This window comes from Ideonella lacteola (assembly GCF_038066555.1).
GTDB classification, from domain to species: Bacteria; Pseudomonadota; Gammaproteobacteria; order Burkholderiales; family Burkholderiaceae_C; genus Ideonella; species Ideonella lacteola.
This window is the reverse complement of the sequence record NZ_JBBUTG010000029.1, coordinates 1-11485: the sequence shown is the minus strand read 5'-3', so window position 1 is coordinate 11485 and position 11485 is coordinate 1. Positions and strand designations below refer to the sequence as shown.

The window sequence follows — 11485 nt, the reverse complement described above, 5'->3', positions numbered from 1 at the left end:
CCATCGCCCCAGGCAACACGATGGAGGCTGCACATGGGCTGCATTCTTGCTGGGACATGGGCCAGGCCGCCCGCCGGGTCGAAGGCGCCGTCTGTGTGGCCGAGGTGGCCCCGCTGGCTGGCGGCGGCGGCCCTGTGGGGAGCCGCCGCGGGCGCCGCGCACGCTGACATCGTCATCACCCCACTCGGGTCGCCTCGCATCCTGGTGCCCGATGCATCCACCCTGAGCCGGCTGAAAGCGTCGATGAGCCAGGGGGCCCCGGCGGCGGCGCGCTTCAAGGCCTATGTCGACGCGCAGATGAACGGCGCCGACTACTACGAGTTTGCCGCGTGGCATGCGGCGTTGATGTACCAGGTCACCGGCAAGTCGTCTTACTGCGACTACGCCGTGCAACTGACCGACGACTTCGTCCGCTCGGAAGAGGCGCTGATCGAGCGCAACCAGCGCGCCACGGTGGCCGCCGACAGCTATCTGTATGTGGGCCCGACCATTGGCAATGTTTCGATGGTCTACGACTGGTGCCGTGCGCAGATGAGCTCGGCCCAGCGGGCGCGTTGGGTGACCTACGCGAACCAGGCCGTCTGGAATGTGTGGAACCCCGAGCAGGCCCAATGGGGGCAGACGCTGTATCCCTGGTCGGGGTGGTCGATCGACAACCCGTCGAACAACTACTACTACTCTTTCCTGCGGGCGACGATGCTGCTGGGCCTGGCCTCGCACGATGAGAACGCGCTGGCGCCACAGTGGATCGACAAGTTCCGCTACGAGAAGATCCAGAACCAGCTCGTGCCCACCTTCAACCGAGATCTCCAAGGCGGTGGCTCGCGCGAAGGCACCGGCTACGGCACGGCCATGCGCGATCTGTTCAACCTGTACTACCTGTGGGAGAAGTCGACCACCGACCGCATCGCCGACCTCACGCCGCACACCCTGGCCTCGTTCGACAAGTTCATGCACGACATCGTGCCGACACTGGATCGCCTGGCACCCACGGGGGATCACGCGCGCGACTCGACGGCCGCCTTCTTCGACTACCACCGCGAGTACCTCGAGATTCTTTCGCACCTGTACCCGGGCGATCCGATGGCGGGCTTGTCGAAGACCCTGCTGGCCCAATCGTCGGTGCCGCGGATGGAGAACGGTTTCGAGTACTGGGTGGACTATGTGTTCGACCAGTCTGGCATGGCCGCCCGCCCGCTGGGCCAGCTGTACCCGGCGCACTGGGGCAGCGGCACAGGCCAGTTCTCGATGCGGTCGGCGTGGGACAAGCAGGCCGCCTATGCCAACCTGATTTGCGGGCCCTACACCGAGAGCCATGCCCACCAGGACCAGGGCAGCTTCGTGTTCTACCAGGGCACCTGGCTGGCTTTTGACGAAAACATCAACAGCCATTCCGGCCTGGCCCAGTACCAGGCGCCGCACAACCTGGTGCGCATCGAGAAGGGCGGGCAGGAGGTGCCGCAGAAATGGGGCGCCAGCTGCAAGATGCTGGCGTTGGCCGATCAGCCGCTCTATGCCTATGGCCTGGCCCGCGTCACGCCGATGTTTGCGGGCCAGGCCTCGGTGGTGAAGTGGGAGCGCGAGTTCGTGTTCCTGAAGCCCTCGACGTTGGTCGTGTTCGATCGGGTCCGAACCAGCGGCACGGGTGTGCGCCGGGTCTGGACACTGAACCTGCCGCAAAAGCCGGTGGTCGACGGCGACCGCCTGACGATGAACGCGGCCGGCCACCAACTGGATGTGCGGCGCCTGGCGCCCGCCGGCTTGGTTTCGCAAGTGCTGTCGTGGCCGCAGGTAGACGGCGACATGAACGCAGGCCGGCGAATCGACGTGGTGGATGCGGCGGGTGACCGCACCGATTTCCTGCATGTGTTGGGGGCGGATGCCGCCTTCACGGCGGCGGTGCGCTCCGATGCGCAGGGCAAGACCGGAGCGAAGATCACGCTCGCCCACGGCGATGTGGCGACGGTGCGCTTCAACACCGACACCAACGGGGGCACGCTGCTGATCCACGACGCCGACGGCGGCGTTCGCCTGAAAACAGCGTTGCCCAAGACCGTGCAGGTGCTGCCGCGCCTGGCGCCCTGAGTGGGCCGCCTCAGGGGCAGAGAAGCCAGCAAGGCGCGTTCTTCAGGTGAGGTGGAGATGCGCTGCGAGAATCGCGCCCTCTGACAAAGTGGGCGCGGCATGTTGAAGCAGGTTCCTGAGGTGATCGTGGGGGCGCAATGGCGCCTGCGCCGCTCGACCGTCGCCGATGCGCAGGCCGTGTTCGACGTGGCCCACGATCCTGAGGTGATGCGCTACATGGATTGGCCCGCCCACCGGTCGGTGGCCGATGCGCGGGCCTACCTCGAAGGCGTGGCCGGCCGCTGGGTGGCGGGCAGCGAGTACCACTGGGTGATCGAGCCGCGTTCCGGTGGCCCGCTGGTCGGCTGCATCGCCACGCGTGTGCAAGGCCATGCGGCCGACTTTGGCTACTTTGTGGCGCGGGCGGCCTGGGGGCAGGGCGTGGCCACAGCCGCCGGCCGCCTGCTGGTGGACTGGCTGGAACGGCAGCCCTCCGTCTTGCGCATCTGGGCCACCACCGATGCCGACAACCTGGCCTCGGCCCGCGTGCTGGAGAAGCTGGGCCTGCAGAAGGAAGGCGTGTTGCGCCTGGCCACCTGGCGGCCCAACCTGGGCGGCCGCCCGCGCGACACCGCCATCTACGCCCGGTGCAAGAGCACCACCTGAGAGGCCCGGCCGGGCAGGGCGATGGCTCTATGCGGTGGTGATGTGGATGAACTGCTTCACCACGGCGCTGTCGCCTGGCGCAAGCTGTTCAGAGCGCAGCGCCATTTCGCGCTGAAGCTCCCACAAGCGCCATTGCAGCTCTCGCAGGACGAGTGACACTTCCAGCTGCACCGTGCGGTCGAGGTCGGCCAACTCGGCCGTCAGTTGCTCGGGCCGGTGGCTGTCCAGCCCCGTGCTGGAGAACGCCATGCAGATGCGGTGGCAGCGCTCCAGGGCGTGCTGCAGCAGGGTTTGCAGGGGCGCGCTCGCGGTGGCGAGCTGAGCCTGGATCGTGTCGCGGTGCTGGCGAAATCGCAGCAGCGCGCCGTACACGGCGGTCACCCGTTCGGTCAGCTCACTGATCGAAGACTCCAGCTCGGCATGGCCGTTGGCCGGCCGCTTCGGGTTCTTGCTTTCGGCATGGGCCGCGGTGGCCACCTTGTCCAGCAAGGCGCGGTTGAACTCCCCGGGGATCAGCTTCACCGCCACTTCGGCGCGCTCGGCATGGTGCTGGCCCGCCTCCAGCAGGCCCATCAGCATTTCGGCCATGGCCAGCACCTGCCCCGCCATCGGCAACGCATCGGCGCGAAGCCCGGCCGGATAGCCGAAGCCATCAAGCCGCTCGTGGTGGTGCAGCACCGCCTGCGCCACCTTCGGCCCGGCGCCGGGCATGTCCTTGAGCACCCGGCTGCCAACGATCGGATGGGCGGCCACATGCTTCCATTGCTGCGGGCTCAACTGGGCACCGCCGGCCGAGAGGATGGCCGGATCGATGTAGAGCTCGCCCACGTCGTGCAGCAGGCCGGACATCAGCATCAGGTCCATCGGCGGGCCATTGGCGATCTCGTTGCCCATGGCAGCGCTCAGCAGCGATATGCCAACGGCATGGTCCAGCTTCGAAGGCCCTTGTGAGGCGTACAAGCTCAACAGCGAGTCAACCTGGGGGGTGAGGATCAGGTCGCGCAGGGACGTGGTCAGCAGCTTGCCCGTGGCGGCGCCACACAGGCGAGACAGCAGCGGGTGCCGGTCGATCAGGCTTTCGGCGACACGGTCGATCTTGCGCGAGCCGACGCCTTCGACCACCCGCATCATGCTTTCGAGAGGCTTGGTGAGCTTGTACTCCAGCAGCCTTTCCTTGGCGCGGGCATCGATGCGGGCGCCTTTGGCCAGAAGCTTCATGCCATTGCCGGCGATGATGTCTTCACTGGCTTCGACGCCGCTGTTTTCGGAAAGGGCCACCACACGGTCGAGGTAGTGGTGGTTGACTTCGACGGCTTCGGTCATGACAGCGGTACGGCCACGCCCCGTGTGAGGCGTGCCGCGAACTCCCTTGATTAAGTTTGTAACCGCGTATCGGCCTGCTGCAGAAAACGTTTACGGCGACAAAGGGGGAAGGGGCGGCCTGACCACGAGACGAAGCGTGCCGGAGTGCACACGATTCGGCCCGCTGAAGAGGGGCGATGACAAGTGATCGCTATCAAGTGCCTCTGCGCCTGTGCCGAGTGCTTGTTTTGACCCCTCGTGAACGGCCGGCTCGGTTGCGGGTGGCCAACCGATTTGGCTGCCCGCCTGGCCCCAGTTCGCCATCCGTTTTGGCGCCACACTGGACTGACCACACGCATATGGCTTGTGTCTGCCAGAGAATCACCGAGGCAGGGCGGGCCACGCATGCCGGCGGGCCGACCGAGCCATGCAACAGAGGAGCATCACGGTGAAACCACGTTCACTTTCTCTGTGCGCCACAGCCACCGTGCTGCTGTGCATGGGATGCTTTGGCGCGTCCCGCGCCGACACCGTCAACGCGCGCTGCGACATCTATCCCAAGGGCTCAGACACCGCCTCCAAGGTCGTTGCCTGCACCTACTCGCAGCGCCAGGGCCACGTGGCCATCGACCGGGCCGATGGCCGGCGCCACGAACTGAGCCCGCAAGGCGCGGCCGGGAACTACATCGACGAGAACGGCCAGAAGGCTGTCCGCAGCAAGGGCCTGGGCGACCAAGGCCAGATCTACCGGCTGGCCAAGGAGTCGATCTTTGTCTACTGGGACACGGCCGGCCTGCCCAGCAGCATGGCGGTACGGCCGGCGAACACCCCGCCCACCGTGTTGCCGGCCGCCGCACCGCCGCTCGTGCCGTTCGACCAGACCCTGACGCTGCAGGGGATCAGCTTTCACGCCACCAGCGCGAATGGCGGATCGACCAACGAACTGCGCATCGTGCCCAGCGGGCTGGCCATCGACAACACCCCCATCGTCCGCTCCATCGAAGGCCAGATCACACGCGCCGAGGTGGCCGACCTCAACGCCGACGGCTCGCCCGAGTTGTAAGTCTACGTCAGATCGGCAGGCGCTGGCGCGTACGCCACGCTGGTGGCCTTCAGCGCCAACCAGCGCAAGTCTCTGAGCGAGATCTACCTGCCACCCGTCAGCGACGACGCCAAGGCCGCCCAGGGCTACATGGGGCACGACGACTTCGCGGTGGTGGAGGGCGCGCTGGTGAGGCGTTTCCCGGTCTACAAAGACGGCGACCTCAACGCCGAGCCCAGCGGCGGTGTGCGCCAAATGCAGTACCGGCTGACCCGCGGCGAAGCGAACTGGCAACTCAGGCTCGAACGCGTGATCGAATACTGAAGGGCTGCTGGCTTGTTGGTCATCAGCTGGCACCCGATCCCAATCCGGTGCTCGCGCTCCAAGAAGGCGGGCGCCCGGCGTTCAGCGCGCGGATGTGCCGCGAAATCTGGCGCTCGGGATCACCCGCGACCGTTCGGACAAGGTCACGTCGACGTCATCGCCCGTGAACCGCAGCCTGAGACGATAGGTATTGATGCCCCCGACTTCGTTGTACTCAATGAAGTAGGTGTTCTCGCGTTCCCAGACCCCCGTCACAGCGACAGGTAGACCCGAAGGGCCGTCGGAAGACAAATGCGGAACTCCATTCAGTCCAATGGGCCGTGGCCCGTCATGCAGATCGCCGACCTCGAGTTCAAGCTGCGGGCCCGGCGCGTCCGAGAAGGTGAGTACGAAGGATTTCAGGTTCAGCGGATTTGCGGCGAGGGTATATCGCCTGCCTGAAATCTCCTTTGCCAGCGGCGGCACATACCCAGCCGGAAGCCGAGGCATTGCGGCCTCCCTGACGGCAGCGGCTAGACGAGCCGTCCCCGATGGGTTCTCTGGCAAGGGCTCGTCGGCCTTGAGGGCACGGCCGATGAATGCGCCGACCTCGCCAGGCTCGAACTCGCCGCCCGTGAACACGACGACGATGTTCTTCTCCGGAACGACGGTGATCCGCTGGCCGCCACGACCAACCGCCTCGAACTCAGGCGGCCGCCGGTTCGTATGAAGCCAAAAGCCGTAGCCATACTTCTGATCCGTGTACGGCGGGCTGGCCTGAGGTTGAATGGCCGCCTCCATCCAGCCCTTGGGAATGATCTGTCGGTCTTCCCAGCGGCCATTGTTGAGCCATAGGTAACCCAACTTGGCCATGTCTCGGGGCTCAAGGCGCAGGTCGCCCCATCCATAGGAGACGCCCTGGGTATCAGCCGGCCAAGTCGCGTTGCCGATGCCCAGTGGAGAGAACAACTCCCGCCGCGCAAAATCCAGCGCGCTGAAGCCGGTCGCCTTTGTGATCGCCGCGGACAGCAGATGCATGCCACCCGAGCAATACTCGAAGCGGCTTCCGGGTTCGTCGCTCATCGAACGATCCAGCATGAACTGCGTCCAGTCGTTGCTTCTCCTCATCTGCCATAGCGTGATTTCGCCGGGTTCGGCGTGACAGTCCAGTCCAGAGGTCATCGACAGGAGGTGCTTGAGGCTCAGCCGCCGCTTGTGGTCGTCCAGATTGGTAATTGCGCGTCCGCTGAATATCGAGGTCAGTGGCTGCGAGAGTCCAGCGAAGGCCCCTTGGCTGGCCGCGATCCCAGCCAGCGTGGTGGTAACGCTCTTCGTCACGGATGCCACGTCATGCAACTGCCCGTTCTGAAACGGCCAGAAATAGGCATCCAAGACGATATGGCCATTGCGGACAATGGTGAGGCTGTGGATTCGCGTGTCGTGGTCACGAACATAGTCGAACGCATCTGCCAGTGCATCGGAATCGAGCCCTTGAGCTTCCGGAGACGAGTGGTGCCACCCAAGCGTCGGCCAGGGTGCATCTTCTGCACTGGCCGCGAGTGCGCCCCCGCCGACCAGCGCGGCCGCCGCGACGAAGAACGTCGCGCTGAATCGAGCGGAGTTCCGCATGAAGCCTCCTTGAATCCTTCTTGCTGCTTTTCTCCACGGTCGAGGGCACCTGTTCGGCTTCCCGGCCGGTGGACATTCTCCGCCGCTTGACTTGGCTGTCAGCATCGAGATGGATTGAACACGTGCTTCGCCCCCAACCGGTCGTTCCTATCAATTCAGCCCAGCCCAAGGCCAACCAGATCGGGCTTGACGAATGCCGGTGCGCCGACGGTCACCGGACTCGCGTGACGCCCCATCTGCTGCGCGCGCGCAACGCCACCGTTGCTTCCATCACATCACGGTGTTAGCCTTCGGCCTCCATGAAGCAGCTCCTCATTTCTCAACGCGCTCAAGCCGCATCGACGACCCGCTACGCAGCGGTGCATACGCTGCGCGCGGCATATGACGCAGCACTGCTTCCCTAGAGCCACTCCATCCGGAGGCTCGGCCTCCTGAGTTCGACGAAACCCGGTAGGCCATAGGCCACCGGGTTTTGTTTTTTCCGCCCTCCGTTGGAGACCCAGGCCATGAGCCTCGATCGAGATTCGTCCGCATTCTTCGCCGCACTCGCTGCTTGCAGCGCCGTGCCGTGCGTCCCCTTCGTGGAGTGGTCCGTGTAGACCCCTCCGGGCCTGCGTGTGCCTGGAGGTCCATCCTTCAGGCGAATTGAGAAAGCCTGCCGGGTGGCCACACACCCCGCAGGCTTTTTTGTTTTGTCCGCGCAAGCGGGCACACCTGGTCTGGCGCGCGCGCCGACAACCCCGTCGACAAGTCCACCTGGCCAGTGGACGGCATCGGCACCTTTCAAACTCACCATCAAACTGGAGAACTCATCATGAACACCAAGGTTCATGTCAACGTTGGCACCATCGGACACGTCGACCACGGCAAGACGACCCTGACCGCTGCGCTCACCTCCGTGCAGGCCGCACGTTTCGGCGGCCGCGCTCTGTCCTATGGGCAGATCGACAACGCCAAGGAAGAGCGCGAGCGCGGCATCACGATCAACACCTCGCACGTCGAGTACGAATCGGACACCCGCCACTACGCGCACATCGACTGCCCGGGCCACGCCGACTACATCAAGAACATGATCACCGGCGCCTCGCAAATGGACGGCGCCATCCTGCTGGTAGACGGCACCGAAGGCGCCGCCCGCCAGACCATCGAGCACGTTCTCCTGGCTCGCCAGGTCAATGTGGGCCACATGGTGGTGTTCGTGAACAAGATGGACCTGGTGCCCGACAGCGACCGCGCCGATATCGCCGAGCTGATCGAAATGGAGATCGGCGCTCTGCTGGCCACCCATGGCTACCTGGAGCCCGCCTTCGTCTTTGGAAGTGCGATGAAGGCGCTGGCCGCCGCTGAACGTGGCGAGCTGAATAGCCCGGACGTGCAATGCATCGTCGAGCTGGTGAACGCATTGGACTCGCGCATCCCTGACCCGGTGCGCGACTACGCCAGCCCGTTCATGATGCCCGTCGAGGCCGTGCACACCATTGCGGGTCGCGGCACCGTCATCAGCGGTCGTATCGAGCGCGGCGTCATCCGCGTGGGCGACTCGCTGGAGATCGTCGGTCTCAGCTCGTCCGGTGACGACCCTGTCGTGGTCACCGGCGTGCAGTCCTTCCATAAGGACGTGGCCGAAGGGCGTGCGGGCATGAACGTGGGCCTTCTTCTGCGCGGCGTCAAGCGCGATGAGGTCGTGCGCGGCCAGGTTGTCGTCAAGCCCGGCGCACTGAAGCCCTACCGCACGGGGCGTGCTCAGATCTTCGTCCTCAGCAAGGAAGAAGGCGGCCGCCACACGCCGTTCGGCTCCGGCTACCAGCCGCAGTTCTTCTTCGGCCCGACCGACGTGACCGGAGTTATCAGCGTCGACGCCAATGCCGGCGTTGTCGAACCCGGCGCGCAGGCCCTGATCAACTTCGAGCTGAACAAGCCCGTCGCGATCGAGAAGGGCATGCGCTTCGCGATGCGTGAAGGCGGGAAAACCGTCGGTGCTGGCGTCGTGACTGAAGTGCTCGGCTGAAAGGCTGATGCCTTCCCCGCCCCTGTTGCTTGCTTGTCAGGCAGCGGGGGCTTTCGCATTCGCGGGCGCCAGGGGCTGCTCAGAATTGGGGGCCTCCGTTCAGGCGCTGCGGTCGAATAGCGGCCTCAAGCGTTCATCAGCGGCGGCGCCGGCCTGATGAACGTAGCGGTGAAGAGCCACCCGAGCGCGGTTCCTGTCGCCGCGGCAGGCGAACGTCAGCTGCCGTGTGGCGTGACTGGCTGACCTCGACCCATTGCCGTCTTTCACCGCCCGCAGGTTGGCAACCGAAAAGCAGACCCTGACCGAGTCCTCAACGTTCGACGTAAGGGGCTGGCCGCAGGCCAGTCCCCTTGACGGAGGGGTTAGGTGTCGCCGTTGCGGAACTAATGAACATAGGTTTCGGCATAAGGATGCTTGGCTCCTGAGCCGCCTTGCCAAGGCGTGAGCCCTGAGAGTCGCGCCTGCGTCGCTACGAACTGCAAATTGACCTCTCGTGATTTGCATTCATCCAGGGCTCTGCGAGTGCCACGAGGCACAAAGGTACCTTCGACATGAATGCTCAAACCAAAATCAAGTGGCGTGATCTCCGCTGTTCCTGTTACGTAGCCAGAACAGTCGTTGCGTGGCCAAGCTGAGCCGCCCGACGAGAGAAGCACTATGCCTTGACCTGGAAAGCTTACCGTTTGCCTGGTTACGAGGTGGGCACGCGGGTCACGGAGCCAGATCGTCAACTTGCGGTACGTCTCGTCATCGATGTAGTTGATGCTGCCACCAGAAAAGTGGCGGTACGCTAGAACGAGTCCCTCGCCCACTTTTAGACGATGAGCAGAAAACCCAAAGCCGAAGTTATCGCGAAGAGGATCGGCCCCTCGGAGATCCTGCTCAAGTGTATTCAAGTAGGCGGGGTCGGCAAGCTCGGCGCCGACAACGAAGAAGGTGTCTTCCTGATCGTTGAAAAGGACAGCCAAGCCAACGAGGCAAGCTATTGCCGTCAGGAGACACGCGAGTCCGTAACCTAGGAATCGGAGAACGCGTCGAATCACTTGACGACACCTAACGCTCGAAGTAAGAGGAGGACCGCTTGCGGGACGTCCCCTTGAAAGAGGTGTTAGACGTCGCTGAGGTAGAAACGAACGGCCTCTTCCCAAGCTGCAACTGCATTGGCTCTAGTATCGGCTTCTTCATCATCGAGTAGTGGTCCAACATTCCCAAGGATCTTTCTGAGCGCGGAGCTTGCCAAGTAGAGGCTCTCGCCTGCTTTGAGGCTGCCAAGTAGGATTCCGACATCGCTCTCCTGCGGAAACTCTTCGATGTATTCCATAACCTCTTCGCGAACTTGAGTGTCGGGATCATTGGCGAGTCGGACGACAAGATCATGAGCCAACTTGTCATTCGCTTCATTTACCGTGGCGATCGCTGCCGATCGGACTTCTGGATTCGCGGACTTCAGCGCCTTGACAACTTGATCGCGAACCTCAGCGTAGCGAACTGAAGCAGCCATGACTGCTTGGCTCCAACTTTCCGCTACCGCACTCTCAAACCAGCTTTCCGGCGGGCTCATACGACGCCTAACGTTCGACAAAAGGGGCCCGCCGAAGGCAGGTCCCCTTGACGAAGGGGTTAGGGAACGAGCAACCACGCACAGCCTGGGCTTTGCTCGCTAGTGCCTGCCCGGAGGCTGATAGATGTTGAAGCCGCATACAGCAGAAGAGCAACTGAAGTAGTACGCGTCAAGGACAAGCGAGGAGGGTTGTTCATGCACAAGCCTTCCATCAATCCTGAACGACGTGACCGTTTTGGAAAAATTCACATCAAGTGTATGGGTCGACTTGGCTTCGAGCAGAAAGCTGGTTTCCTTCTTCTGGACCTCGGACGACTTGTCTACTGTGATCAGGACCCGAGGCACAAGCTGTGCAAGTTCAGACGTCTTCATGACTTGAAGGCACATGACCTGTTCCTCGTTTCCCGCATACACGCACAGATTGATCGTGGGCCGCCATTGCTCGGAAGGCTGCATTTTCTGGAATTCGAACTCGAATCGGATGGGCTCTGGCAACTGCCCTGGCTTGGCATCGATCGACCCCCTCAACAACTGGAACTCCCCCGGCCTTGCGTCAACTCGAGCCATCACGTCTGGACGACCCTCCAACTTTGGTATGGCCGGGCTAGTTGAGCATGCGGTCAAGACGACAACGCATGCTCCGCAAAGAACTGGGGTAAGGCGCGATTCCATTGGAATGATGGGGGAGTTTTCGTTCCCTAGGGATGGTCTGCACAAAGCATGGCGCGACGTGCATGGACGCTGAAGAACACGGAATCTTGGCTCGAGATGCCAGAAACGCCTTCAGCCCAAGCTCTTGGGCGCCGATTCGGCGAGCGTAGCCCAGGCTTTCGCCGATTTGGACGCACTCATGCCCCGGCTCCCAGCAAGCGCCGACGCACCAGCCACAAGTTCGCGAGCGCGAACAGCG

The 11485-nt window shown here is 63.6% G+C and carries 10 protein-coding genes; 5 read left to right on the top strand and 5 right to left on the bottom strand.

The genetic code is table 11. The features are described from left to right. The first annotated feature begins 93 nt into the window (after positions 1–93). A complete protein-coding gene (locus AACH06_RS26785) occupies positions 94–2085 on the top strand; it encodes a hypothetical protein (RefSeq protein ID WP_341428880.1) in 1992 nt (663 codons plus the stop codon). A gap of 99 nt (positions 2086–2184) precedes the next feature. Then, positions 2185–2730 carry a GNAT family N-acetyltransferase gene (locus AACH06_RS26780; RefSeq protein ID WP_341428879.1) on the top strand — a complete coding sequence of 182 codons (546 nt, stop codon included), beginning with the start codon at positions 2185–2187 and terminating at the stop codon, positions 2728–2730. A gap of 27 nt (positions 2731–2757) precedes the next feature. On the opposite strand, the gene AACH06_RS26775 is transcribed toward AACH06_RS26780, so the two are convergent. After that, positions 2758–4053 (bottom strand): HD-GYP domain-containing protein, encoded by a 1296-nt coding sequence (locus AACH06_RS26775; protein ID WP_341428878.1) that lies wholly within the window; start codon positions 4051–4053, stop codon positions 2758–2760. Positions 4054–4480: 427 nt separating this feature from the next. On the opposite strand from AACH06_RS26775, the gene AACH06_RS26770 reads away from it, so the two are divergent. Continuing rightward, entirely contained in the window at positions 4481–5095 is a 615-nt protein-coding gene (locus AACH06_RS26770) for a hypothetical protein (RefSeq protein ID WP_341428877.1), read from the top strand. A gap of 42 nt (positions 5096–5137) precedes the next feature. Beyond that, the gene (locus AACH06_RS26765) at positions 5138–5398 is read left to right on the top strand and encodes a hypothetical protein (RefSeq protein ID WP_341428876.1); all 261 of its coding nucleotides are present in this window, start codon (positions 5138–5140) and stop codon (positions 5396–5398) included. Between the two features lie 81 nt (positions 5399–5479). On the opposite strand, the gene AACH06_RS26760 is transcribed toward AACH06_RS26765, so the two are convergent. Beyond that, positions 5480–7006 (bottom strand): serine hydrolase domain-containing protein, encoded by a 1527-nt coding sequence (locus AACH06_RS26760; RefSeq protein ID WP_341428875.1) that lies wholly within the window; start codon positions 7004–7006, stop codon positions 5480–5482. Positions 7007–7820: 814 nt separating this feature from the next. Between AACH06_RS26760 and AACH06_RS26755 the strand changes: the two genes are divergently transcribed. Then, on the top strand, positions 7821–9014 hold the full coding sequence (locus AACH06_RS26755; protein WP_341428874.1) for an elongation factor Tu: 1194 nt from the start codon (positions 7821–7823) through the stop codon (positions 9012–9014). Between the two features lie 383 nt (positions 9015–9397). Here AACH06_RS26755 and AACH06_RS26750 read toward each other — a convergent pair whose 3' ends face one another. The 3 genes from AACH06_RS26750 to AACH06_RS26740 form a co-directional block, all read right to left on the bottom strand. Beyond that, a complete protein-coding gene (locus AACH06_RS26750) occupies positions 9398–9982 on the bottom strand; it encodes a hypothetical protein (RefSeq protein WP_341428873.1) in 585 nt (194 codons plus the stop codon). A 140-nt stretch (positions 9983–10122) separates the two neighbouring features. Beyond that, positions 10123–10575 carry a HEAT repeat domain-containing protein gene (locus tag AACH06_RS26745; protein ID WP_341428872.1) on the bottom strand — a complete coding sequence of 151 codons (453 nt, stop codon included), beginning with the start codon at positions 10573–10575 and terminating at the stop codon, positions 10123–10125. Positions 10576–10674: 99 nt separating this feature from the next. Continuing rightward, positions 10675–11142 (bottom strand): hypothetical protein, encoded by a 468-nt coding sequence (locus AACH06_RS26740; protein WP_341428871.1) that lies wholly within the window; start codon positions 11140–11142, stop codon positions 10675–10677. Between the last annotated feature and the right edge of the window lie 343 nt (positions 11143–11485).

Excerpts from the sequence above, each read along its gene's own strand:
- AACH06_RS26740 (WP_341428871.1), bottom strand. The coding sequence starts at position 11,142 with ATGGCTCGAGTTGACGCAAGGCCGGGGGAGTTCCAGTTGTTGAGGGGG.
- AACH06_RS26775 (WP_341428878.1), bottom strand. The coding sequence starts at position 4,053 with ATGACCGAAGCCGTCGAAGTCAACCACCACTACCTCGACCGTGTGGTG.
- AACH06_RS26760 (WP_341428875.1), bottom strand. The coding sequence starts at position 7,006 with ATGCGGAACTCCGCTCGATTCAGCGCGACGTTCTTCGTCGCGGCGGCC.
- AACH06_RS26745 (WP_341428872.1), bottom strand. The coding sequence starts at position 10,575 with ATGAGCCCGCCGGAAAGCTGGTTTGAGAGTGCGGTAGCGGAAAGTTGG.
- AACH06_RS26780 (WP_341428879.1), top strand. The coding sequence starts at position 2,185 with ATGTTGAAGCAGGTTCCTGAGGTGATCGTGGGGGCGCAATGGCGCCTG.
- AACH06_RS26755 (WP_341428874.1), top strand. The coding sequence starts at position 7,821 with ATGAACACCAAGGTTCATGTCAACGTTGGCACCATCGGACACGTCGAC.